At 71.7% G+C, this 23,341-nt stretch carries 25 protein-coding genes; 8 read left to right on the forward strand and 17 right to left on the reverse strand.

All coding sequences use genetic code 11. The annotated features are described in order from the left end of the window. Positions 1-3 precede the first annotated feature (3 nt). From FHU40_RS06615 to FHU40_RS06630, 4 genes are read right to left on the reverse strand one after another with little or no spacing between them, the layout of a single operon-like run. A complete protein-coding gene (locus tag FHU40_RS06615; protein WP_343057756.1) occupies positions 4-564 on the reverse strand; it encodes a MaoC family dehydratase in 561 nt (186 codons plus the stop codon). Beyond that, positions 561-980, reverse strand: a complete 420-nt coding sequence (locus FHU40_RS06620) for a MaoC family dehydratase (RefSeq protein WP_183591435.1) — start codon at positions 978-980, stop codon at positions 561-563. The genes FHU40_RS06615 and FHU40_RS06620 overlap by 4 nt, the downstream gene beginning before the upstream one ends. Beyond that, entirely contained in the window at positions 977-1,771 is a 795-nt protein-coding gene (locus tag FHU40_RS06625; RefSeq protein ID WP_183591436.1) for an enoyl-CoA hydratase/isomerase family protein, read from the reverse strand. Before FHU40_RS06625 ends, FHU40_RS06620 begins: the two co-directional genes overlap by 4 nt. Before the next feature lie 7 nt (positions 1,772-1,778). Next, the gene (locus FHU40_RS06630; protein WP_221199519.1) at positions 1,779-2,786 is read right to left on the reverse strand and encodes a DUF4437 domain-containing protein; all 1,008 of its coding nucleotides are present in this window, start codon (positions 2,784-2,786) and stop codon (positions 1,779-1,781) included. Between the two features lie 96 nt (positions 2,787-2,882). On the opposite strand from FHU40_RS06630, the gene FHU40_RS06635 reads away from it, so the two are divergent. After that, positions 2,883-3,653, forward strand: coding sequence for an SDR family NAD(P)-dependent oxidoreductase (locus FHU40_RS06635; protein WP_183591438.1), 771 nt, complete (start codon positions 2,883-2,885; stop codon positions 3,651-3,653). On the opposite strand, the gene FHU40_RS06640 is transcribed toward FHU40_RS06635, so the two are convergent. The 8 genes from FHU40_RS06640 to FHU40_RS06675 all read right to left on the reverse strand — a co-directional run bounded on the left by FHU40_RS06640 (position 3,622) and on the right by FHU40_RS06675 (position 9,758). Next, a complete protein-coding gene (locus FHU40_RS06640) occupies positions 3,622-4,521 on the reverse strand; it encodes a PHP domain-containing protein (protein WP_183591439.1) in 900 nt (299 codons plus the stop codon). The genes FHU40_RS06635 and FHU40_RS06640 overlap by 32 nt on opposite strands. Positions 4,522-4,549: 28 nt before the next feature. After that, positions 4,550-5,185, reverse strand: a complete 636-nt coding sequence (locus tag FHU40_RS06645; protein WP_183591440.1) for a DUF6758 family protein — start codon at positions 5,183-5,185, stop codon at positions 4,550-4,552. A 140-nt stretch (positions 5,186-5,325) separates the two neighbouring features. Beyond that, positions 5,326-5,844: a 5-(carboxyamino)imidazole ribonucleotide mutase gene (gene purE, locus FHU40_RS06650; protein ID WP_183591441.1), complete on the reverse strand. Its 519-nt coding sequence runs from the start codon at positions 5,842-5,844 to the stop codon at positions 5,326-5,328. 1 nt (position 5,845) lies between these two features. Next, positions 5,846-7,030, reverse strand: a complete 1,185-nt coding sequence (locus FHU40_RS06655; protein WP_425490155.1) for a 5-(carboxyamino)imidazole ribonucleotide synthase — start codon at positions 7,028-7,030, stop codon at positions 5,846-5,848. 22 nt (positions 7,031-7,052) lie between these two features. Next, positions 7,053-7,370 carry a winged helix-turn-helix domain-containing protein gene (locus FHU40_RS06660; RefSeq protein ID WP_183591442.1) on the reverse strand — a complete coding sequence of 106 codons (318 nt, stop codon included), beginning with the start codon at positions 7,368-7,370 and terminating at the stop codon, positions 7,053-7,055. Between the two features lie 63 nt (positions 7,371-7,433). Beyond that, on the reverse strand, positions 7,434-8,441 hold the full coding sequence (locus tag FHU40_RS06665) for an adenylate/guanylate cyclase domain-containing protein (protein ID WP_183591443.1): 1,008 nt from the start codon (positions 8,439-8,441) through the stop codon (positions 7,434-7,436). Further along, the gene (locus FHU40_RS06670; protein ID WP_183591444.1) at positions 8,428-8,928 is read right to left on the reverse strand and encodes a PH domain-containing protein; all 501 of its coding nucleotides are present in this window, start codon (positions 8,926-8,928) and stop codon (positions 8,428-8,430) included. Before FHU40_RS06670 ends, FHU40_RS06665 begins: the two co-directional genes overlap by 14 nt. Before the next feature lie 26 nt (positions 8,929-8,954). Beyond that, positions 8,955-9,758, reverse strand: coding sequence for a biotin--[acetyl-CoA-carboxylase] ligase (locus tag FHU40_RS06675; protein ID WP_183591445.1), 804 nt, complete (start codon positions 9,756-9,758; stop codon positions 8,955-8,957). Positions 9,759-9,839: 81 nt separating this feature from the next. Here FHU40_RS06675 and FHU40_RS06680 point away from each other — a divergent pair, with 81 nt between their 5' ends. The 4 genes from FHU40_RS06680 to FHU40_RS06695 all read left to right on the forward strand — a co-directional run bounded on the left by FHU40_RS06680 (position 9,840) and on the right by FHU40_RS06695 (position 14,404). After that, positions 9,840-11,459 (forward strand): acyl-CoA carboxylase subunit beta, encoded by a 1,620-nt coding sequence (locus FHU40_RS06680; protein ID WP_183591446.1) that lies wholly within the window; start codon positions 9,840-9,842, stop codon positions 11,457-11,459. A 65-nt stretch (positions 11,460-11,524) separates the two neighbouring features. After that, the gene (locus FHU40_RS06685; protein WP_343057759.1) at positions 11,525-11,764 is read left to right on the forward strand and encodes an acyl-CoA carboxylase epsilon subunit; all 240 of its coding nucleotides are present in this window, start codon (positions 11,525-11,527) and stop codon (positions 11,762-11,764) included. Positions 11,765-12,154: 390 nt separating this feature from the next. Further along, positions 12,155-13,627, forward strand: coding sequence for a glycosyltransferase family 2 protein (locus tag FHU40_RS06690; RefSeq protein WP_183591447.1), 1,473 nt, complete (start codon positions 12,155-12,157; stop codon positions 13,625-13,627). A gap of 33 nt (positions 13,628-13,660) precedes the next feature. Next, positions 13,661-14,404 (forward strand): hypothetical protein, encoded by a 744-nt coding sequence (locus tag FHU40_RS06695; protein ID WP_183591448.1) that lies wholly within the window; start codon positions 13,661-13,663, stop codon positions 14,402-14,404. A gap of 99 nt (positions 14,405-14,503) precedes the next feature. On the opposite strand, the gene FHU40_RS28845 is transcribed toward FHU40_RS06695, so the two are convergent. The 3 genes from FHU40_RS28845 to FHU40_RS06710 form a co-directional block, all read right to left on the reverse strand. Continuing rightward, positions 14,504-15,547: a response regulator transcription factor gene (locus FHU40_RS28845; RefSeq protein ID WP_183591449.1), complete on the reverse strand. Its 1,044-nt coding sequence runs from the start codon at positions 15,545-15,547 to the stop codon at positions 14,504-14,506. Positions 15,548-15,632: 85 nt separating this feature from the next. After that, positions 15,633-16,622 carry a glycoside hydrolase family 6 protein gene (locus FHU40_RS06705; RefSeq protein ID WP_183591450.1) on the reverse strand — a complete coding sequence of 330 codons (990 nt, stop codon included), beginning with the start codon at positions 16,620-16,622 and terminating at the stop codon, positions 15,633-15,635. 37 nt (positions 16,623-16,659) lie between these two features. Continuing rightward, positions 16,660-18,090 (reverse strand): MFS transporter, encoded by a 1,431-nt coding sequence (locus FHU40_RS06710; protein WP_183591451.1) that lies wholly within the window; start codon positions 18,088-18,090, stop codon positions 16,660-16,662. A gap of 73 nt (positions 18,091-18,163) precedes the next feature. On the opposite strand from FHU40_RS06710, the gene FHU40_RS06715 reads away from it, so the two are divergent. Together FHU40_RS06715 and FHU40_RS06720 are read left to right on the forward strand one after the other, a co-directional pair. Next, positions 18,164-18,769 (forward strand): TetR/AcrR family transcriptional regulator, encoded by a 606-nt coding sequence (locus FHU40_RS06715; RefSeq protein WP_246389976.1) that lies wholly within the window; start codon positions 18,164-18,166, stop codon positions 18,767-18,769. After that, positions 18,766-19,377 carry a Maf family nucleotide pyrophosphatase gene (locus FHU40_RS06720; RefSeq protein ID WP_183591452.1) on the forward strand — a complete coding sequence of 204 codons (612 nt, stop codon included), beginning with the start codon at positions 18,766-18,768 and terminating at the stop codon, positions 19,375-19,377. Before FHU40_RS06715 ends, FHU40_RS06720 begins: the two co-directional genes overlap by 4 nt. Here FHU40_RS06720 and FHU40_RS06725 read toward each other — a convergent pair. Together FHU40_RS06725 and FHU40_RS06730 are read right to left on the reverse strand one after the other, a co-directional pair. Continuing rightward, the gene (locus FHU40_RS06725) at positions 19,310-19,933 is read right to left on the reverse strand and encodes a GtrA family protein (RefSeq protein ID WP_183591453.1); all 624 of its coding nucleotides are present in this window, start codon (positions 19,931-19,933) and stop codon (positions 19,310-19,312) included. The two genes, FHU40_RS06720 and FHU40_RS06725, sit on opposite strands and share 68 nt — an antisense overlap. A 224-nt stretch (positions 19,934-20,157) precedes the next feature. Beyond that, entirely contained in the window at positions 20,158-21,357 is a 1,200-nt protein-coding gene (locus FHU40_RS06730) for an acyl-CoA dehydrogenase family protein (protein ID WP_183591454.1), read from the reverse strand. A 175-nt stretch (positions 21,358-21,532) separates the two neighbouring features. Between FHU40_RS06730 and FHU40_RS06735 the strand changes: the two genes are divergently transcribed. Then, entirely contained in the window at positions 21,533-23,332 is a 1,800-nt protein-coding gene (locus FHU40_RS06735) for an acetyl/propionyl/methylcrotonyl-CoA carboxylase subunit alpha (protein ID WP_215524992.1), read from the forward strand. Positions 23,333-23,341: the final 9 nt, after the last annotated feature.

Below are 23,341 nucleotides of genomic sequence, written 5' to 3' on the forward strand. Positions count from 1 at the left end.
CCCTCACGCACCTTCGAGGCTGAGGGCCGTCTCGGCCTGCGGGAACGTGTCGCTGACCTCGGCCGCGCCGCGCTTGTAGACGTAGAACGTCCGCCGGAAGGAGCAGACCTCCTTGCCGTCCTGGTTCAGCGTCCGGGTGCGGACCGTGACGATCCCGGCACCGGGCCGGCTGCCCGACTCCCTCTTCTCGATCACCAGCGACTCGCTGAAGAGCGTGTCGCCGGCGAACACCGGGTGGGTCATCCTGATGTCGTCCCAGCCCAGGTTCGCGAAGGCGTTCTGGGTGATGTCGGTGACGCTCTGGCCGACGGCGATTGCGACCGTGAAGGTCGAGACGACCAGTGGCCTGCCGAACTCGGACTTCGCGGCGTACTCCGCGTTGAAGTGCATCTGGTTCGTGTTCATCGTGAGCAGGGTGAACCAGGTGTTGTCGGCCTCGCTGACCGTGCGGCCCAGGGGATGCTGGTAGAGATCGCCGATCTCGAAGTCCTCGTAGAACCTCCCCTGCCACCCGTCCCTGCGGGTCACCGGTGCGGCCGTCGCCGCCGGCTGCTGCTCACTCACAACTGTTCCTCTCGGGTGGATGGGCCGTTCTCGATCGGCTGCACGAGCATCTGCACGGTCGCCTCCAGCACGACCACGTCGAACTGGTTGTGCACCGTGCAGCCGAAGGTCTCGATCCGGGACCCGCCGCTCGTGGTGCGGGCGCTGCGGAGCTGGAGTGCGGCGCGGATCCGGTCGTCCGCCCGGACCATCGTGCGGAACCGGACGTCGTCGAGGCCGACCATCGCGATCGCGTGGTCGAGCGCGCCGGAGCGCTCGAGCATCCCGCCCACCAACAGCAGGACCCCCTGGCCGGGCAGCGGCCGGTCCGGATTCGAGGCGTCGAACAGCGGATGGACGAAGCCCGCCGCGTCGAGGAGGGTGGCCACCAGCTCGCCGGTGACCACCACCTCCTCCGTAGTGGTCGTGCGCGTCACCGGGTCCACACCGGCTCCCGCTTCTCGACCCACGCGCGGTAGCCCTCGGCACTGCTGGGCACCTCGGCGTGGAAGCGGGCGAACTCCGCCCGCTCGGCCGCGAGCGCGTCGGCCTGGGCCAGGTCGCCGGCCAGGCCGACCAGCCGCTTCATCGACGCGAGGCACTCGGGCGAGCGCCGGCTCATCGAGCCGGCCAGGTCGGCGACGGCCTCGTCGAGCCCGTCGGCCGGGACCGCCCGGACCGCGAGGCCGTGCTCGACCATCTCGGCGCCGGTGAACCAGCGGCCCGTGAACAGCAGCTCACGGGCCCGCTGGTCACCGAGCTTGCGCACCGCCCGGACGGTCGCGCCGGCCCCCGGCACGATGCCGAACTCGATGTGGTGGTCGGCCACCCGTGCGGAGTCCGCGGCCACCGCCAGATCGCAGGCCAGCAGCAGCTCCAGGCCACCGGCCCGGGCCAGCCCGTTGACCGCGGCGACCACGGGGATCGGCAGCGCCTCGAGCCGGTCGAGCAGGGCGTGGAACCGGGTGGTGAACGGCACGAAGACGCCAGCCGGGTCCGCGAAGCACTCGCCGAGGTAGTCGATGTCCATCCCCACCGAGAACGCCGTGCCGGCGCCCCGGATCACGAGCACCCGCACGCTGCCGTCGGCCTCGGCACGGTCGAGGATGACCTCGAGGGCGTCGAGCACCTGCGGGGTGATGCTGTTCATCGTGTCCGGGCCGTCGAGCAGCACGTGCCCGACGCCGTCACGGACCTCGAACCGGACCTCAGTCGCCGAAGGGGTCATCGACCGGTCACATCCCGTCGCCGTCCCAGCGGCCGCGGGAGCGGCTGCGGACCGGCATGCTCGACAGGATCGGGGCGGGGATCGGGTCGCCCTGCTTCCACTTCCGGCCCGCGCCCCAGTTGTGCGCGTGCTCGTCGGTGCGCTCGGCGGCGTGCTCGGTGTCCTTGCCGCTCCAGCCCCAGTCGAGGTCGATCACCTCGCGGGTCTCGCCCGCATCCTCCGACTCGTGCGCGTGGTCGTGGCCCTCGTGGTCATGGTCGTGGTCGTGGTCGTGCGAGTGGTCGTGCGCGTGGTCGCCGTGCCCGCCCTGCAGGTTCTGGGCGTCGAGTGCCTTGGCGATCGCGATCAGCGACGGGTCGGCACCGGTGCCGTGCGGCCGGACCGGGTCGTCGAACTGACCCTGGTCCTTCTGGAACTGCCACGAGACGGTGAGGTGGGCCAGGTCCTCCTCGGTGCGCCAGGGCTGCGCCAGGTCGTGCGTCGAGTGCGCCCAGCGCGTGGCCGGGTGCGGGCTGTCGTCGAGACCGTTCGGGCCGTAGTTGACGCCCTCGCCGCCCCAGCGCACCCACTCGTTCTGGGTGTACCAGTTGGCCAGCTCGCCGTCGGAGCGCAGCAGCCAGGTGCAGCCGCCCTCCATCGAGGTGAAGTGGCCGTGCTTGACCCGGGCGGGGCGGAAGAAGTAGGTGCCGAGGTCGAGGGTGCCGAAGTTGTACTCCATCAGCCCCTGGGTGGTGTAGGCCTCCTCGTAGCACGGGTGGTGCGCGAGGCGGTGGTCGCTCCAGCCCTCCTGGGCGTGCACCAGGCGGGTGTAGAAGCCGGTGACGGGGTCGACGTGGAGGTACTTGATGAACAGGCCGGGCATCGGGCCGGGGTTGGGGACCGCGTCCCAGTTCATCGCCTCGGAGTCGATCACGATGACCTCCTCGCGCGCCTCCGCCCACGACCGGGCACCGCCGAGGGACTCGACCGGGTCGAACCCCGACGGATGCGACCGTCGTCGTCTTGGCGACGCCACCCTTCTGGTTGGCCACCGCGAGTGTCGTGCTCATCGAGGCCCATCATGCCGGACCGGCGTCGCCGCATCGTGGCGACACCTGCTTGACTCGACGGCATGTCCGACTCGAGGCGCACCGCGCTCGTCACCGGCGCCACCGCCGGCATCGGCCGCTCCTTCGCCCACCAGCTCGCCGGCCGGGGCCACGACCTGGTGCTGGTCGCGCGCGACCGGGAGCGACTGGAATCCGAGGCCGAGCTGCTGCGCTCGACGTACGCCGTCGACGTGGAGGTGCTGCCGGCCGACCTGGTCGACCGCGGGCAGCTGGCCGCGGTCGAGGCCCGGCTCGCCGACCGCAACCGCCCGGTCGACCTGCTGGTCAACAACGCCGGCTTCGGCCTGAAGAGGCGCTTCCTGGACAACGCGGTCGACGACGAGCAGGCGATGCTCGACGTGCTGGTGACGGCGGTGATGCGGCTGAGCCACGCCGCGCTGGGCCCGATGGCCGAGCGCGGTCGCGGCGGCGTCATCAACGTCTCGAGCGTGGCGTCGTTCCTGCCCCGCGGCAGCTACAGCGCCGCCAAGGCGTGGGTGAACTCCTTCTCCGAGTGGGCCGCCTACGAGTACCGCGACCGGGGCGTCACCGTGACCTGCCTGTGCCCGGGGTTCACCAGGACGGAGTTCCACGAGCGGATGGACGTCTCGCGCGGCTCCGCGCCGGGCTTCCTGTGGCTCGACGCCGACGAGCTGGTGGCGACCGCGCTCGACGACCACGAGAAGGGCCGGGTGTGGTCGATCCCGAGCCCGCAGTACCGCGTGATCGCCCGGCTGGCGCGGATCGTCCCGACCCCGGTGCTCAGGCGGTTCCAGTCGCTCGGCCGGCGGTGACCACGGTCGGCGTCGCCCGCCCGCTGCGCGCGGACGCGTCGGCGGCGAGCGCCAGCAGCCGCTCCAGCTCCGCGGGGTGGGTGGTGTTGCAGCCGAGGTCGTGGTCGGCCTTGCCGATCCCGTGGTAGTCGCTCGACCCGGTGGCGACCAGGCCGAGGTCGCGGGCCATCGCCCGCAGCCGGCCCCGGGTCGCCGGGTCGTGGTCCTGGTGGTCGACCTCGATGCCGGCCAGCCCCACCGCCTGCAGCTCCGCGAGCGTCGCCTCGTCGGGGCGGCCCAGGCCGCCGCGTCCCCACGGATGCGCGATGACCGACACCCCGCCGGCACCGGCGACCGCCCGGATCGTGGTCTCCAGCGGGGCCGCGTAGCGGTCGACGTGGGCGGGCCTGCCCCAGCCGAGGTAGCGGTCGAACGCCTCGGTGCGGTCGACGACCACCCCGAGGGTGACCAGCGCGTCGGCGACGTGCGGCCGCCCCGACGCGACCGCGCCCGCCGACGCCCGGCGTACGTCGTCCTGGGTGATGTCGATGCCCAGGCCGTTGAGCCGCTCGACCATCGTCGGCACCCGCTCGGCCCGACCGTGGAGCACCTTCTGGAGCTCCGCGGCCAGCGGCGGGTAGGCCGGGTCGGGCAGGTAGGCCAGCAGGTGCACGCTGCGCCCGTGGTGGCGGGTGCTGATCTCCATGCCCGGCACGAGCGTGAGCCCGACGTCGTCGGCGGCGGCCGCGGCCGCGGCCCAGCCCTCGGCGGTGTCGTGGTCGGTGATCGCCAGCACGTCGAGGCCGGCGCGCGCCGCGGCGTGCACCAGCTCGGTCGGGGTGTCGGTGCCGTCGCTGGCGCGTGAGTGCGTGTGCAGGTCGATGCGCACAGGCGTCACCCTAGAGGCTCCACGGACCTCACCAGCCGGGCCGGTGCCCGCCGAAGGGCAGCTCGACCAGCTGCGGGCCGGCGGCCGACACGTCGCGCAGGATCCAGTCGTCGCGCAGGAGCAGCAGGGCCGAGGCCGGCCGGAGCACGATCCAGAGCCACCTCCCGGCGGCCTCCCCGGCCAGCACGGACCGGTCGAACTCGCCGTCGAAGCCGCTCGTCGAGATGTCCCACAGGTTGACGGACTGGCTGCCGATCCGCACCCGCGCCGACGGCGCGCGGTCGCCGATCTCGTGCCCGGGGTCGGTGTAGCGGGTGCCGGCACAGCGGGCGCCCAGCCCGGTGCCCGCCTCCTCCGCGACGACCAGCACGTCGACCGGACCGTCGAGCTCGCTGGTGCCCGAGGTGCAGGTCAGCGCCGCCGTCGCCCGGCCCGGCCGCGCGGCGACCACCGCGAAGTCGGTCACCGACCAGCCCGGGCTCATCGGCCACGGTACGTAGGTCGGGAAGGTCCCGGCCGTGCGCAGGTGCTCCGCGAACGCGTCGTACGACGCCTCGGGCGCACGCCACAGCGGCCCGGTCGCGCCGTGCTCGGGACAGGACCACTCGCCGTCCGACTCGACCACCGGTGCCGAGCAGAGCACGCAGCCCGCCGTCAGCGACATGCGACCACGGTGCGGAACCCGGCAGCGTCCGTCAAGGGGTGAGGCCGGTGGTTTCGAGGCTCAGGCCTGGCGGCCTTCGCACCTCAACCACCGTGACGGTGGTTGAGGTGCGACGAGCGCCAGCGAGGAGCCTCGAAACCCTAGAAGCCGACGCGCCGTCCACCCGCGTCGCCGCGGACGACCTTGCCCTTCTCGTACGCCGACTCGCGCAGCTCGGCCTGGAACGTGCGCATCCGGTCCTGGAGCGCCGGGTCGGTGGCGGCGAGGATGCGCACGGCGAGCAGGCCGGCGTTGCGCGCCCCGCCGACGGCGACGGTGGCCACCGGGACACCCGCGGGCATCTGCACGATCGAGAGCAGGGAGTCCATGCCGTCGAGGTACTTCAACGGCACCGGCACGCCGATCACCGGCAGCGGCGTCACGGCGGCGAGCATGCCCGGCAGGTGCGCCGCTCCCCCGGCGCCCGCGATGATCACCGACAGGCCGCGCTCGGCGGCCTCACGCCCGTAGGCCAGCATCTCCTCGGGCATCCGGTGGGCCGACTTCACGTCGGCCTCGTAGGCGATGTCGAACTCGCCCAGCGCCTCGGCGGCCAGCTTCATCACCGGCCAGTCGGAGTCGGAGCCCATCACGATGCCCACGCGAGGCTGGTCCGCCATCTCACTCACTCTCGTTTCCGAGGTCGCCACGGAACCACGAGGCGGCGTGCCGCGCGCGCTCGAGGCAGTCGTCGAGGTCGTCGCCGTAGGCGTTGACGTGGCCGACCTTGCGGCCGGGCCGCAGCTCCTTGCCGTAGAGGTGCACCCGCAGGTGGGGATCGCGCGCGAGCGCGTGCGGGTAGCCGTCGTAGAGGCGGCCGACGCCCGCGTCGGGGCCGCCGAGGATGTTGACCATCACCGTCCACCGGGCCCGCGGCTCCGGCGCCCCGAGCGGCAGGTCGAGCACGGCGCGCAGGTGGTTCTCGAACTGCGAGGTGACGGCGCCGTCCTGGGTCCAGTGCCCGGTGTTGTGCGGGCGCATCGCGAGCTCGTTGACGAGGATCCGGCCGTCGTCGGTCTCGAACAGCTCGACCGCGAGCACGCCCGTCACGTCGAGCGCGCCGGCGATCCGCAGCGCGATCTCCTGCGCCCGGCCCGCGAGCTCAGGTGACAGGTCGGGCGCCGGCGCGATCACCTCGTGGCAGATGCCGTCCTTCTGCGTCGAGGCGACGACGGGGTACGCCGCGGCCTGACCGCTGGGCGAGCGGGCGACGAGCGCGGAGAGCTCGCGCCGGAAGTCGACGAGCTCCTCGGCGATGATCCGCACGCCCGACGTGGTCGCGGCCGCGAACGCCTCCGCACCGACCTTCTCCAGCTCGGCGGCGTCCCGCACGAACCACACGCCCTTGCCGTCGTACCCGCCTCGGGTCGTCTTGAGCACGCACGGGAAGCCGAAGTCCTCGACCTCGGCGGCGGACGTGACGATCGCGTTGCGCGGGCACGGCACGTCGAGGGCCGCGAGCCGCTCGCGCATCACGCCCTTGTCCTGGGCGTGCACGAGCGCCTCGGGTCCGGGCCGCACGGCGACGCCGTCGGCCTCGAGGGCGTGCAGGTGCTCGGTCGGCACGTGCTCGTGGTCGAAGGTGACGACCGGGCAGCCCGCGGTCACCTCGCGCAGCGTCGTGAGGTCGCGGTAGTCGCCGACCGTGTGGTCGGGGATCACCTGGGCGGCCGAGACGCCCTCGGCCTCGGCCAGCAGGCGGAGCGGCAGCCCCATCGCGGCAGCCGGCTCGGCCATCATCCGGGCCAGCTGTCCGCCGCCGATCACGGCGAGAGTGGGCGCGAGGGGCGGGGCGGGCTCGGGCACACCCGCAGCCTAGGCGACGTCTTCAGAGCGGCTGCCGGTGGTCCTGGGTCTCGAAACGCAGGCCCTGACCGCGGATCGTCGTGATCAGGAAGGGCTCCCGGGCATCATCGCCGAGCTTGCGGCGTACCCAGCCCAGGTGCACGTCGATGGTCTTCGACGAGGTCCAGAACGTCGTCTCCCAGACCTCCTCCATCAGCTCGGCCCGGCTGACGATGGTGCCGGCGTGCCGCATCAGGCAGTGCACGAGGTCGAACTCCTTGCGCGACAGGGTGATCTCCTGATCCCCTCGCCACGCGCGACGTTCGTCGGGGTCGAGCCGGATGCCCTGCACCTCGATCACCTGCACACGGTAGGAACGTGATGCGGATCACGGGGTGGATTCGGTGAATTTCCTCGGGTTTGGTCAGGCCCGGCGCACGGCCACCGGCTCGACGATGCCGAAGCCGCGGACCGGGCGGGCGGGCAGCCGCCGGGTCTCGAACTCGTCGGCGGGCAACAGCCCGGCGGTGGCCGCGTCGATGATGATCCGGTTGCGCCGGGCGACGGCGGTCAGCCGCGCGGCCAGGTTGACCGGCGGGCCGAAGACGTCGCCGAGCCGCATCACGACCGACCCGCTGGCGAGCCCGAGGCGTACGTCGGGCATCCGCGGGTCGCGACCGACGACGTTGATGATGCCCTCCGCGATGTCGTAGGCGCGGACGGGATCGTCGCTGACGAAGAGCACCGAGTCGCCGATGCTCTTGATGACCCGGCCGCGCTGCGCGGCGACCACGTCGGCGCACCGGGACTCGAAGAGCTCGACCAGGTCGCCGATGCGGTCCTCGCTCAACCGGTTGGAGAGCGCGGTGAAGCTGACGATGTCGGCGAAGCCGACGGTGAGCTGGACCGTGTTGAGGTCCTCCTCGTTGGCCCGCAGCGCCTCGACGCGGGCGACGGCCGCCGCGAGATGCCGGCGCCACACGTAGATCAGCAGCTCCTCGAACGGCGCGCTGAGGTCGTCGACGAGGCGCAGCGCCGAGACCGTGCGGCTGTCGGTGCCCTCCGGGTCGCCGGCCAGCTCCTCGACGCGGGTGACCAGCGTCGAGACCTCCCAGTCGGCGAGCCGGGCCATGGTCTGGCCGACGGCGCGGGTCAGGTTCAGCGCCAGGTCGAAGTCGACCGCGCCCGACCGCACGATGGCCAGCATCGACGACAACGCCTCGGCGTCGGCGTCGGTGAACGCGGTCTCGAGGCCGTGCTCCGGGAAGCCCAGCGCCCGCCAGAGCCGGCGCGCCTCCTCGATCGTCACCCCGGTGCGGGTCGCGATCTCCGCGGCGTTGAAGGTCGGCGCCTCGCCGAGGATCGCGCGCTCGAGGTCCTTGGGGCCCCGGCCGCCCTCGGTGGACTCGTGCGGCTGGTCAGACTCCGTCATGTCCGCCCGAGCGGTCGTGGATCCTCTGGAGCATCTCGTTGACCTTCCGCTGGGTCTCCTCGACCCGCGGGATGTCGTGGAGCTTGATCGTGCCGTGCGTGCTCGCGTCCGAGATCAGCAGCGTGCCGCAGCCCAGCATCCGGTCGATCAGGCCGAACTCGTAGGCGATGTCGCTGATCCGGGCCAGCGGCATGTCGTGGCCGCGGCGCACCAGGACGCCGCTGCGGGTGATCAGCCGCCGGTCGGTGAAGGTGTACGACGCGGTCGCCCAGACGATCACCGGCCGCAGCACCCACCACACGACGGCGACCGCGACGATCGCCCACACGACGTACGCGACCCTCTGGTCCCACTGCACCTGGACGTAGGTGCCCACCGCCAGCAGCACCACCAGCAGGATCAGCGGCCACAGCAGGGCCTTGACGTGGGTGCGGGTGTCGATGACGACGCTCTCGCCGTCGTTCAGCAGTCTGCGTGAGATGGCCACGGGCAGATCATGTCACCGATCGAGGGCTACCGGGCGGGGCGCACATGGACCACGTCGCCGGCGCCCACGGCGGTGGAGCCCTCCGGCCCGGCCACCACCAGCCGCCCGTCGCGGTCCACTCCGGTGGCCCGCCCGACGAGGGGATCGCCCGAGGGCAGCAGCACCCGGACGTCGCGGCCGACGGTCACGCACGCAGCGGCGTACGACGACGCGAGCCGGTCACGCGCCTGTTCGCCACCGACCTGCCAGGCGTCGTAGGCCTCGACGAGCGCGTTCAGCACCGTCGCCAGCACCTCGGTGCGGTCCGGCTCCGCGCCGCCGGCGATGGCCAGCGACGTCGCGGTGGGCACGGGCAGCTCGTCGGCGGTGACCGACACGTTGAGACCGATCCCGACCACCGCCGCCGGTCCGGTCGGCGTGTCCACCCGCTCGACGAGGATGCCGGCCACCTTGCGGCTCTCGCCCGAGGGGTCGCCGAGCAGGACGTCGTTGGGCCACTTCACGCCGGCGTCGTACCCCGCTCCGCGCAGCGCCTTGGCGACGGTGTGCCCGGTGAGCAACGGCAGCCAGGGCCACTCGGCCGCCGGGACGGTCGGACGCAGCACCACCGAGAACAGCAGCGCCGAGCGCGGCGGGGTCGACCAGCTGCGGTCGAGGCGACCGCGGGCCGCGGTCTGGTGCTCGGCCACGACGACCAGCCCCTCGGGAGCGCCGGCGCGGGCGCGGTCGGCGGCGACGGCGTTCGTCGACGTCACCTCGGGCAGCACCTCGACGTCCAGTCCGGTCGCGAGCGCCGCGAGGCGCCCGGCGTCGAGTGATGGGCGTCTCATGGCATCGCGGGTCACGGGCACTAGATTGGCCCACGGTCCCAACACCGTGTCAGTAGGCCTGTCGAAGAGGAGCCGACCCCCATGAGCGTGCAGCCAGGCGAAGGTACCGACGTCCCCGCCGACATCGACGTCCACACCACGGCGGGCAAGCTCGCCGACCTGGACCGACGTCTCGACGAGGCGGTGCACGCCGGGTCCGCGAAGGCCGTCGAGAAGCAGCACGCCAAGGGCCGCAAGACCGCCCGGGAGCGGATCGAGATGCTCTTCGACGAGGGCTCCTTCGTCGAGCTCGACGAGCTGGCGCGGCACCGCTCCACGGCGTTCGGGCTCGAGAAGAACCGGCCCTACGGCGACGGCGTGGTCACCGGCTACGGCACCATCGACGGCCGCCAGGTGTGCGTGTTCTCCCAGGACTTCACCGTCTTCGGCGGCTCGTTGGGCGAGGTCTACGGCGAGAAGATCACCAAGGTGATGGACCTCGCCATCAAGACCGGCAGCCCGATCATCGGCATCAACGAGGGCGCCGGCGCCCGCATCCAGGAGGGCGTGGTCTCGCTCGGCCTGTACGGCGAGATCTTCCGCCGCAACGTGCACGCCTCGGGCGTGATCCCGCAGATCTCGATGATCATGGGCTCCTGCGCCGGCGGGCACGTCTACTCCCCCGCCGTCACCGACTTCACGATCATGGTCGACGGCACCTCGAACATGTTCATCACCGGCCCCGACGTCATCAAGACCGTCACCGGCGAGGACGTCACGATGGAGGACCTCGGCGGCGCGCGCACGCACAACACCAAGTCCGGCAACGCTCACTACATGGGCTCGGACGAGGAGGACGCGATCGAGTACGTCAAGGCGCTGTTGTCCTACCTGCCGCAGAACAACCTCGACGAGGTCCCGGCGTACGAGGAGGTCGCGGACACCGAGTTCTCGGACCTGGACCGGGCGCTCGACACGATCATCCCGGACTCGCCGAACCAGCCGTACGACATCCGCGACGTGATCACGACCGTCGTGGACGACGAGGAGTTCCTCGAGGTCCAGGAGCTCTTCGCGCCGAACATCGTCGTCGGCTTCGGCCGGGTCGAGGGGCACTCGGTCGGGGTGGTGGCCAACCAGCCGATGCAGTTCGCCGGCACCCTCGACATCGATGCCTCCGAGAAGGCCGCGCGCTTCGTCCGCTTCTGCGACGCGTTCAACATCCCGGTGATCACCTTCGTCGACGTGCCCGGCTTCCTGCCCGGCACCGACCAGGAGTGGAACGGCATCATCCGCCGCGGCGCCAAGCTGATCTACGCCTACGCCGAGGCGACGGTCCCCCTGGTCACGGTGATCACCCGCAAGGCCTACGGCGGCGCGTACGACGTGATGGGCTCCAAGCACCTCGGCGCCGACATGAACCTCGCCTGGCCGACCGCGCAGATCGCGGTGATGGGCGCCCAGGGCGCGGCCAACATCCTGCACCGCAAGACGCTCAAGGCGGTCCAGGACGAGGGTGGGGACGTCGAGGCCAAGCGCGCCGAGCTGATCGACGAGTACGAGACCACGCTCGCCAACCCCTACATCGCCGCCGAGCGCGGGTACGTCGACGCCGTCATCTCGCCCCACGAGACCCGCGTCGAGATCGTCCGCGCGCTCCGGCTGCTCCGCTCCAAGCGGGAGATCCTCCCCGCCAAGAAGCACGGCAACATCCCGCTGTGAGTGGGGTCGCGAGAGCAACCCGCGGCCAGAAGCGACCGCGACCACAGGAGCAGGAGGAGCCCACGGTGAGTGACGAGGCATCCGCAACCCCGGAGACCGTGCCGCAGCGCCCGATGCTGCGCGTCGTCCACGGCGACGCCACGCCCGAGGAGATCGCGGCGATCGTCGCCGTGCTCGCCGCGGCCGGCGACGCCCCGTCGCCCGCGCCGCGGCGCGTGCCCGAGTGGGCGGCACACCACCGCCAGGTGCGACGCGCGCTGCCGCACGGGCCTGGTGGGTGGCGGTCCAGCGCGCTGCCACGCTGAGGCGTCGCCGTCGCACCGGTCGACCGGCACCCCCGCTCCGGCCTGGCAACCCGTCGCGGCCGGGGCATGTGGGCCTCGGGCCAGGTAGGTCGCGGTCCAGCGCTGCCGCCCGGAGGCCGACGTCGTTTCACCGGCCGCCCGGTGAAACGGTGACGACACGCCGCACCGGCCCGGCGTGTCGCGCTCGCTTCCCCTGCCCGAGGGGCAGATGTGACCGGTCGCACCCCGGGTCGCCTTCCGAGAAATGCCGCCTAGACCACCTGGTCTGGACCATACTTGAGCCGATCTTTGGGATTTCCCGTGTGGCGTCTTGAGGCTGGCCGACCAGACTGAGCGTCACACCATGGGGGTGTCGCACGGGCGGCGCCGTAGCACGGGAGACGAGACCACGTGGACGTGAACGACACGGGCACGCAGCAGTTCGCCGCGACCGGTGACGACCAGTACGTGCGACTCGCGGACCCCGATCTCGCGGCGTACGCCGACCAGTACCAGGGCGAGGTGCAGGAGCTCCCGACCTACCGGCCCACGGTCGGCTGCATCATCCCGGCCTACAACGAGGCCGAGACCATCGCCGGCGTGCTGGACTCACTGCTCCAGCAGACCCGGCTCCCCGACGTCATCCACGTCATCATCAACAACTCCTCCGACGACTCCGTCGAGATCGCCAGCCACTACGCCGGACCGCACAAGCGGATGACGCCGACCGGCGAGCAGGAGACGGCGATCTACGTCCACGACATCGGCAAGAACCCCGACAAGAAGGTCGGCGCGCTCAACTACGGCTACTCCCTCGTCGAGACCATGGACTACCTGCTCGGCGTCGACGGCGACACCACGCCCGAGCCGGACGCCGTGCAGCACCTCGTCGACGAGATCTCGAGCGACGCCCGGATCGGCGGCATCTCCGCGATCTACTCCATCGACGACAGCGCCCTCGACGGCTGGATGTCGAAGTTCCTGATCGCCGGGCAGCGAGCCCAGTTCTCGGCGTTCAACATGCAGAACCTGCTCAAGGGCCGCAACATGGCGGTCCTCGGCGGCCAGTTCTCCATCTTCTCCACGCAGGCGCTGCGCGACGTGCTCAAGGACAGCCACCAGCGCACCCCCTGGGTCAACGACAGCGAGGTCGAGGACTCCCTGCTCTCGCTGCAGATCAAGAGCGCCGGCTACCTCACCAAGATCTCCGCCCGGGCCCGCGCCCACGTGGGCGGCATGACCACGCTGCGGGCGCTCGACGCCCAGCAGGTGAAGTGGAACTTCGGGGCGATCGACCTGATGTGGCCCGGCCAGCGCGGCGACACCCGCGGGCAGCCGTTCCACCCCAACCTGCGACTGCGCTGGTTCGAGCACATGTCGATGGTGCTCAACATCCTCACCCGGACGATGTTCGTGCTGCTGCTCGCGGGCTCGCTCAACATCCACGCGTTCGTGTTCAGCCCGTGGTGGCTGATCCCGCCCGCGGCCGCGATCTGGCTGAACTTCCGGGTCGCCCGGTCCATGGAGTTCGTCAACAGACGCGACTATCTCTTCGCGCTGCTGATGGTCCCGGCCGAGTCGTACATGGTGATCCGGATGGGCCACTTCATCCGGGCGTGGCTGAAGTTCTTCAGCCGCCAGCAGACCGACAACTGGGCGGCGCAGGCGAAGGCCGAGCGCGGCAAGGGCGTCGCGTGGCTCTACCCGTTCGTCGCCTTCCTGTTCATCTTCGCGGTGAGTGCGGCGATCTGGCTCCAGCTCCCGATCAGCCTGCGCTCCGACATCCTGGCGGTGGGCTGGCCCATCCTCGGAGTCATCACCGTCCTCCAGACCGCCTGGATGATCATGAAGGCCATGCGTCGCTACCGCGGCTTCAAGGCCTGATCCCACATGCCCCACGATCCTCAGGAGCGCCGCATGTCCCGCATCCACCCCCGCCCGAGTCTGCGCCGCAGCGCGGTGGCCGTCGCCGCCGCGGGCGCGCTGATGCTGACGGGGCTGACCGGCTGCTCCGCGATCGACAGCCTCACCGGCAACGACGACCCATCGGCCGCGCCGTCGGCGACGCCGACGGCGAGCGAGACGCCGTACGACTCGCAGTTCACCCGCGACGGCACGTTCCAGTCCCACATCAACATCGACAACCTCGACTTCGTGTACACGCTCTACCCGACGAAGTCGACGCCGCGCACCAACGAGTGGTACCCGAAGGGCAAGAAGTACTTCTCGTTCACCTTCCAGGCCTACGACCTCGACCGCGACCTGCGGGACCCGTTCCGGACCAAGCGCAAGGTCTACCTCGACCGGATCCGGGTCACCTCGCAGGTGGTGACGTACGACGGGTCGACGTCCGGCGAGAAGCCCTACTCCCTCGACGCCGTGGCCAAGAACGTCACCTTCGATCCCGAGCCGCTGTCGACCAAGTACGGCATGCTGATCACCTCACCGAAGGGTGCCTTCGAGCTGCGCAACCAGGCGATCCGGCCGACGTCGATGGACACCAAGGGCCTCAACCTGTTCTTCACCGCGACCGTCTGGATGGAGCGGCGCGCCGGGACCGGGAGCTTCGTGAAGAAGAAGGTCAGCCAGAAGGTCCCGATCGCGATCTTCAAGTCCGACCAGCCGACCCAGGCGCAGTCGATCCCGGTCGACGCCAACTGAGCCGGCCCACCGGTTGTAACGCCGGGTTACTGCCTGTTCCCACGGTGTTGCAACACGGTGGGAAGAGCGGATAACCCGGCGTTACATGCGCGTCGAGCGCTACACCGCCTCGGCGAGCCTGTAGCCCACGCCCCGGACCGTCTCGATGTAGCGCGGCGTCGCCGCGTCGTCGCCGAGCTTGCGGCGCAGGTTGGCGATGTGCACCTCGACGGAGCGCTTGTCGGCCTCGTTGACGAAGTACGACGTGACGTACTGCTGCCCGCGCATGGTCAGCACCAGGTCGGCCTTGCTGCGCACCCGGCGACCGGTGCCCATCAGCGAGGCGAGCAGGTCGAACTCCGTACGGGTCAGGTCGACGGCCCCGTTGTTGACGGTCACGACGCGGGTCTCGTGGTTGAGCGCCAGGCCGTTGAACTGCATCCAGCCGGTCGACGGGTCGGCGAGCACCGCGCCGTGCTGGGCTGCGGGCTGGGCGACGGGCTGGGGCGCACCCCGGTGCGGCTGCTCGGCCGGCGGCTGCGGAGCGACCTGCGGCGGGGCCTGCTGGGGGGCCGGCGGCGGCGCCGGCACGGTCGGCGGGTGCGCCGGCTGGAAGGGCCGCTGCGGCTGCTGCGCCTGCTGAGGCTCGGGCGCCTGCGAGGAGAGCGGCGCGAGCGGGCCGGCCGTGGCCAGGTCGCGCGCGGCCGCGGCGGCCCACGACTCCGGCTCGGGAGCGGCGGGCGCCTCGCGCTCGGCGTCGACCCAACCCTGCGGCTTGTCCATCCGGGTGCGCGGCCGGCGCAGCATCGAGTCGGCGCGGGCGCGCAGCTCGCGGGGACGGAACGGCTTGACCAGGTAGTCGTCGGCACCGGCCTCGAACCCCTGCACGACGTCGATCTCGTCGGCGAGCGCGGTGATCATGATCAGGTAGGTGCTGCTGAACTCGCGCAGCCGCTTGGCGACCGCGAAGCCGTCCATGCCCGGCATGTTCACGTCGAGCGTGGTGATCAGCGGGTTGTGGCGACGGACCGCCTCGACACCGTCGGCGCCGTTCTCGGTCACCACGGTCGTGAAGCCCGACTGGGTCAGCACTATGTCGATCAGGTCACGTACATCGGGGTCGTCCTCGATGATGACCGCAACCCACTCGTTGCCCGACTCCATGAGCCGCAGCCTAACAACGCCGCTGCGCCCGACGGCGACGCGTGGGTCCCCGACTCGCCGCCCGGATCCCACCGCGTCCGGCGCATCACCACCCGGACGCGCCGGCCAGCTCCATCGCGCGGTCGGGCCAGAACTGCCCGGCCGGCGGTCCGCCGTGGCACTCGCCGTCGCTCTCCCCCGGCGGCTTCACCCACACGTAGGCGTCGAGGTTGCCCTGGTCCGTCGCCGCGCCGGGCTCGGTGCCGAACGCCCGGCCCGGTGGGTTGCACCAGTCCTGGCTGGCGCCGAACCCGTTGCGGCCACTGTCGATGACGTAGTGCGCACCGCCGAGCATCCCGCTCAACCGCTCGGCGTAGGCCCGCTCGTCCGCGTCGGTCTGGAAGTTCGAGACGTTGGTCGCGAAGCCGCGCACGTCCTCGACACCGACCTGCTCGAGCAGCCGCGCCAGGTCCTTCGCCTCGACCCAGTGGGAGTGACCGCCGTCGACGTACGTCGTGAGGCCGGCCGCGGCGAGCCGGTCCACGGCGTCGGCGATCAGCCGGACCCGGTCCTCACGGCTCCCGCACTCGAGCACCGAGGCGAGGGCGTCGGGCTCGACGACCACCGCCACGTCGTCGCCCGCCGCGGCGGCGTCGGCGATCTCCTGCACCCACGGGCCGTACCGGTCGGCCGGGAGGCCGCCTCCGGAGAAGCCGCCCGTGCAGTCGCGGTCGGGGATGCCGTAGACCACGAAGGTCGGCACCCGGCCGGCCTCGTCCGCCGCGTCGACGATCCGCGTCACGTAGCCGCCGACGTCCCCGGCGGGGTGCTCCTCCGGGGTGAGCCAGATGCCCTGCGGCGTCTCGGCCAGCCGGCGGAAGACCCGCTCCCGATCGGCGTCGCCGGACGCCTTCGCCTGCTCCGCGGCCTGCGCCGTGCGCGAGTCCGGATCGGCGTAGCCCGCGTGGTCGGCGTACGGGTTGACCGCCTGGGCGTCCGCCGGGCCACCGTCACCGCCTCCGGAGCAGGCGGTGAGCCCGGCGAGGGTGGCCAGCAGCAGCGCCGCCGGTGCGGCGGAGGGGCGGCGGAGGAGCACCGCGCCATCATGCCCGAGGCGCGGTCCCCGCCCCGGCTCATCCCGCCCGGCTCGCCCGTCCGGGCGCGAACAGGCTCGCGACGAACGCGATCGCGACGGCGGCGGCACCGGTGATCAGGGCCGGGCCGATCGCACCGTCGTAGCCCCGCGGGTCGAGCGCGCCGCCGTAGCCGAGGAAGACCGCGGTCAGCAGCGCGATGCCGAGTGCCACGCCGAACTCGCGGACCGTGGAGTTCGCGGAGCTGGCGACCGCGAAGTCGCCCTCCGGGAGGCCGTCGAGCACCGCGGTGGCCATCGGCGCGAACGTCAGGCCCATGCCGACGCCGGCCAGGAGCAGTGCGGGGACGAACGCGGAGTACGCCGAGTCCGACTCGGTGAGCCACGCGAACCAGACCAGCGACGCGGTCTGCAGCGCCAGCCCCAGCGCGAGCAGCGGCCGAAGCCCGACCTTCGGCGCCAGCGCCCCGGCGATCGGGGCGACCACCATCGGCGCCGCGGTCCACGGCAGCGTGCGCAGGCCCGCGTCCAGCGGGGAGTAGCCCTGCACGATCTGGAGGTACTGCGCGAGCAGGAAGACCGTGCCGAACATGCCGAGGGTGAAGAACAGCGCGATCACGTTGGCCACCGAGAAGCTGCGCGAGGAGAACAGCCGCAGCGGCAGCACGGCGTACGAGCGGCCCCGGGCCCAGACGACGTACGCCGGCACCAGCAGCGTCGCGAGCGCGAGCGGCACGAGCACCCGCGGGTCGCCCCACCCGTCGTCGTTGCCGTGCACGATGCCCCAGACCCCGAGGAAGACCGCGCCGCCGAGCAGCAGCACGCCGACCAGGTCGAGACGCTGCCAGGCGCCGCGCGACTCCGGGATCGCCGCCAGCAGCAGCGGCGCGGCCACCAGGGCGACCGGCACGTTGAGCCAGAAGATCGCCTCCCAGCTGACGCCCTCCACCACGGCCCCGCCGATCACCGGGCCGAGTGCGACCCCGAGGCCGCTGACCCCGCCCCAGATGCCGATCGCGGCGGCCCGCCTGGCGGGCGGCACCGCGGCCGCGAGCAGCGTCAGCGAGAGCGGCATGATCGCGGCGGCGCCGACGCCCTGCACGGCCCGCGCGACGATCAGCGCCTCCGACGTGGTGCTGAGCGCCGAACCGATCGAGCCGAGCGTGAAGACGGCCAGGCCGACCAGCATCACCCGGCGCCGTCCGAGCCGGTCGCCCAGAGTCGCGGCCGGGAGCATGAACGTGGCGAAGGCGAGCGTGTAGGCGTTCATGAACCAGGAGAGCTCGCCGACCGACGAGCCGAGGTCGGCCTTGATCACCGGTAGCGCGCTGGTCATCACCAGGTTGTCCAGCGTGGCCATGAACATCGGGAGCGACGCCGCGAGGACGGCGAGCCACACCGGCGCACGGCGGGACCGGGGCCCGGGGTCGCTGGCGGGGGCGAGCTCCCGCGTCGCGTCGAGAGTGGTCATCACGGCTCCTAAGAAGGCATTGAATGATTACTTAGGTCACGACGGTAAGTAATCGACTGATAACATGTCAAGCATGAATGCGGCCGGACGTGCGCAGAAGGTCAGCCGGATGAGCGCCGAGGACCGGCGCGAGCTGGTGCTGGAGGCGGCCACCCGGGCCTTCGCCCGCGGCGGGTATGCGGGCACCAGCACCGACGCGGTGGCCAAGGAGGCCGGCGTCTCCCAGCCGTACGTCGTGCGGATGTTCGGCACCAAGCTCGACCTCTTCCTCGAGGTCTTCGAGCGAGCGGTCGGCCGGATCCGCGACGCGTTCGCGGCGGTGCTCGACGAGGGTCCGTTCGACCCCACGAGCGAGGACGACCGCGCCCGGATGGGCATCGCCTACACCGAGCTGCTGCAGGACCAGGACTTCCTGCAGGTGATGATGCACGGCTTCTCCGCGGGCGGCGTGCCCGAGATCGGGGCGGCCGCCCGGCGCTGCATGGGCGAGGTCTTCGCGACCATCAAGCGCACCGGCTGGGACGACGAGGAGACCCGCGACTTCATCGCCTACGGGATGCTGCTCAACGTGATGATCTCGATGCGCGCCCACGAGCACCTCGACGAGGGCGACCCGCTGACCGCGCTCGCGACGTGCGCGTTCGGTGACGCGATCGAGATGCTTGAATCACCCGCGTGACGGCTCTCGTTCTCGGCTCCGCGTCCCCCGCCCGGCTCCAGACGCTGCGCAACGCCGGCATCGAGCCCACGGTGATGGTGTCCGGGGTCGACGAGTCGCAGCTCGAGGGCCTGCCGCCCGCGGAGCTCGCACTCCAGCTCGCCGAGCTCAAGTGCGCCGCGGTCGCCGAGCGCGACGACCTGCCCGAGGGTGCGCTCGTGCTCGGCTGCGACTCGGTGCTCGACCTCGACGGCGCCGCGCTCGGGAAGCCCGAGGACGCCGCGGAGGCCGTGCATCGCTGGGAGCGGATGCGCGGCCGCTCGGGCGTGCTGCGCACCGGCCACTGCCTGCGCGACACCGCCACCGGCCGGGTCGCCGCGGCCACGGCGTCGACCACGGTGCACTTCGCCGACCTGGCCGACGATGAGATCGCGGCGTACGTCGCGAGCGGCGAGCCGCTGCACGTCGCCGGGGCGTTCACGGTCGACGGACTCGGTGGTGCGTTCGTGACAGGGATCGACGGCGACCACCACAACGTGGTCGGGGTCAGCCTGCCGCTGCTCAGGGACCTCGTCGCGGAGCTCGGTCACTCGTGGACCGAGCTGTGGACTCCCCGTCCGTCCCGGTGACCTCCAGACCACCCAGACCACCCAGCTCGCCCGGGCCGCCGCCCTCGTCGGTCGGCTGCAGCTCGCTCAGCTCGAAGACCTGGAGCGGGTGGTGCCGCAGCTCGGCCAGGACCACCGGCCGCCGGAAGACCAGCGTGCGGAACAGGTAGAAGCGCGCCACCATGCCCAGGAAGAGCCCGAGCACGTTCGCGGAGACGTTGTCGGAGTAGGGGTCGTCGAGGCCGAGCACGTTGCGGCTGACCCACAGGCACCCGATCGGGATCAGCATGGTGACCAGGTTGATCGCCACGAACATCAGCCGGCCGCCGTCGGCGGTGCGCGGCGGCCGGTCCTTGAAGACCCAGGTACGACTGCCGCGGTAGCTGATCGTCATGCCGACCACGTTGGCGATCACGAACGCGAGGTAGGGATGGTTGGCGAGCGGCGCGTCCCAGCCAGTGCTGAACCCGTGCAGCAGGAAGTTGAAGATCAGGAACGCGACGATCGTCGCGAGGCCACCGACCGCCAGGAACCGGTATGCCTCGGTGAAGATCCGATGCCACCGGCCACCAGCCATGGGGCCAAGGCTAACCGTTGGGCCCGCTCAGCCCGGTAGCAACCGCCCCGGACCACGTGGCTGAGGTGTGAGGGCCGCCGAGCCCGAACCTCGAGACCCCCTCCCCCGCACCGGCCGGTTTCGAGGCTCGTCGCTGGCGCTCCTCACACCTCAACCACCGTGACACGGTGGTTGAGGTGCGAAGGCGCCCTGGCGCCTGAGCCTCGAAACCACCCCGGGTGGCGCTACTCGACCGGCAGGCCCAGGCCGCGCGCGATCAGCATCCGCTGCACCTCCGAGGTGCCCTCGCCGATCTCGAGCACCTTGGCGTCGCGGTAGAAGCGGGCGACGGGGTACTCCTCCATGAAGCCGTAGCCGCCGAAGACCTGGGTGGCGATCCGGGTGGCGGTGACGGCGGACTCGGTGGCGTAGAGCTTGGCGACGGCGGCGGCCTGCTTGAAGTCCTTCGTCGACGCGCCGGACCCGTCGCGCATCGAGTCCTTCATCGCCGCGGCCCGGTAGGTCAGCAGCCGCGACGCGTGCAGCATCACCTCGAGGTCGGCGATCTGGAACGCCACGCCCTGCTTACGCCCGATCGGACCGCCGAAGGTCTGCCGGTCCCCGGCGTACTCGACGCTCAGGTCGAGGCAGGCCTGGATGCAGCCGACGGCGAGCGCGGCGATGGCGACCCGGCCGTCGTCGAGCGTTGCGAGGAACTGGGCGTAGCCGCGGCCACGGGCGCCGAGCAGGTTGGCCTCCGGGACGCGCGCGTCCTCGAACGTCAGCGGGTGGGTGTCGGAGGCGTGCCAGCCGAGCTTGTCGTAGGCCTTCTCCGCGGTGAACCCGGGCGTGCCGCTGGGCACGATGATCGTGCTGATCTCCGCCTTCCCGGCCTCGGTCTCACCGGTGCGCGCGGTGACGGTCACCAGGCTGGTGATCTCGGAGCCGGAGTTGGTGATGAACTGCTTGGCGCCGTTGACCACCCACTCGCCGTTTTCCAGTACGGCGCGGGTCGTGGTCGCCCCGGCGTCGGAGCCGGCACCCGGCTCGGTGAGGCCGAAGCCGGCCAGCCGCTCCCCCGCGACGAGGTCGGGCAGCCAGGTCCGACGCTGCTCGTCGGTGCCGTAGGCGAGGATGGGGTTGATGCCGAGGCCGACCGCCGCCTCGAGCGTGATGCCGAGCGACTGGTCGACCCGGCCGATCTCCTCGATGGCCACGCAGAGGCTGGTGAAGTCGCCGTCCTCGCCGGCGCCGCCGTACTCCTCCGGAGCGGTCAGCCCGAAGAGGCCGAGCGCGCCCATCTTCCGCACGACGTCGACCGGGAAGTGGTGGTCGCGGTCCCACCGAGCGGCGTGCGGCGCGATCTCGGCCTCCGCGAAGTCGCGGACGCTGCGACGGAACTCCTCGTGCTCGCGGGACACCTCGAAGCTCGACGACTGGCTCATGCTCCGCATGCTAGCCGCCGAGGTTAGCGATTGTTAACCTCGCGACCCTCGGGACACCAAACATCCGCTTGGTGCGACATGGCCCACACCCGGACGAAGCCCATCTGGGCGCCCGCTGGCGATACCCTGCCCCGCGGGGTCGTGCCGACCCGCCATGTCTGACGCAGGAGGGGTAGTGCCCGAGAGCAAGCCGCTGCAGAAGGTCCTGATCGCCAACCGCGGAGAGATCGCGGTGCGGGTGATCCGGGCCTGCAAGGACGCCGGGATCGGAAGCGTGGCGGTCTACGCCGACCCCGACCGGGACGCGCTCTTCGTGCGGCTGGCCGACGAGGCCTACGCGCTGGGCGGAGCGACGCCCGCCGAGTCCTACCTCGACATCGCCAAGATCCTCGCGGTCGCCGAGCAGGCGGGCGCCGACTCGGTGCACCCCGGCTACGGCTTCCTGGCCGAGAACGCCGACTTCGCCCAGGCCGTGCTCGACGCCGGCCTGGTGTGGATCGGCCCGCCGCCGGCCGCGATCGAGGCGCTGGGCGACAAGGCGCGGGCCAAGCACATCGCCCAGAAGGCGAACGCCCCGCTCGCCCCCGGCACCAAGGACCCGGTCCAGGACGCCGACGAGGTCGTCGAGTTCGCGAAGGCCAACGGCCTGCCGGTCGCGATCAAGGCCGTCTTCGGCGGCGGCGGCCGCGGCCTCAAGGTCGCCCGCACGCTCGAGGAGATCCCCGACGCCTACGAGTCCGCGGTGCGCGAGGCGGTCACGGCGTTCGGCCGCGGCGAGTGCCTGGTCGAGAAGTTCCTCGACCGGCCGCGCCACGTCGAGACCCAGTGCCTGGCCGACGCCCATGGCAACGTCGTGGTGGTCTCCACCCGCGACTGCTCGCTGCAGCGCCGGCACCAGAAGCTGGTCGAGGAGGCGCCCGCCCCGTTCCTCACCGACGACCAGGTGGCCCGCCTCTACGAGTCCTCGAAGGCGATCCTGCGCGAGGCCGGCTACGTCGGCGCCGGCACCTGCGAGTTCCTCGTGGGCCGCGACGGCACCATCTCCTTCCTCGAGGTCAACACCCGGCTCCAGGTCGAGCACTGCGTCTCCGAGGAGGTGACCGGCATCGACCTGGTGCGCGAGATGTTCCGGATCGCCGCCGGCGAGGCGCTCGGGTACGACGACCCGGAGGTGCGCGGCCACTCGATCGAGTTCCGCATCAACGCCGAGGACGGCGGCCGCAACTTCATGCCCGCCCCCGGCACGCTGTCGGCCTGGAGCCCGCCGCAGGGTCCGGGCGTGCGGATCGACGGGGGCTACGAGAACGGCGAGACCGTACCCGGCTCGTTCGACTCCCTGATCGCCAAGCTGATCGTGACCGGCCGCGACCGCACCCAGGCGCTGGAGCGCTCGCGCCGCGCGCTCGACGAGTTCGTCGTCGACGGCATGCCGACCGTGATCCCCTTCCACCGCACGGTGGTCGACGACCCGGCGTACGTCGGCGCCTCCACGCCGTCCGGCGAGGGTGAGTTCACCGTCTACACCACGTGGATCGAGACCGACTTCGACAACCAGATCCAGCCCTACGGCGGCGACGTGGCCGAGGCCGAGGAGGCCGACGAGCGCCAGAAGGTCGTCGTCGAGGTCGGCGGCAAGCGGCTCGAGGTCGTGCTGCCCGGCGGGCTCAGCCAGACTCTGGGGGCAGGTCTGTCCGCCGGTGGCGGCGGGGCGAAGAAGCCGAAGCGCGCCGGCGGCAAGAAGGCCGGCGCGGCCGCGAGCGGCGACGCCGTCACCAGCCCCATGCAGGGCACGGTCGTGAAGGTCGTCGTCGAGGAGGGCCAGGAGGTCGCCGAGGGCGACACCGTGGTCGTCATCGAGGCGATGAAGATGGAGCAGCCGCTCAAGGCCCACAAGGCCGGCACCGTCACCGGCCTGCAGGCCGAGGTCGGCCAGACCGTGGCCAACGGCGCGGTGATCTGCGAACTCAAGGACTGACCGGGTCCG

This window comes from Nocardioides soli (assembly GCF_014191495.1).
Lineage (GTDB): Bacteria > Actinomycetota > Actinomycetes > Propionibacteriales > Nocardioidaceae > Nocardioides > Nocardioides soli.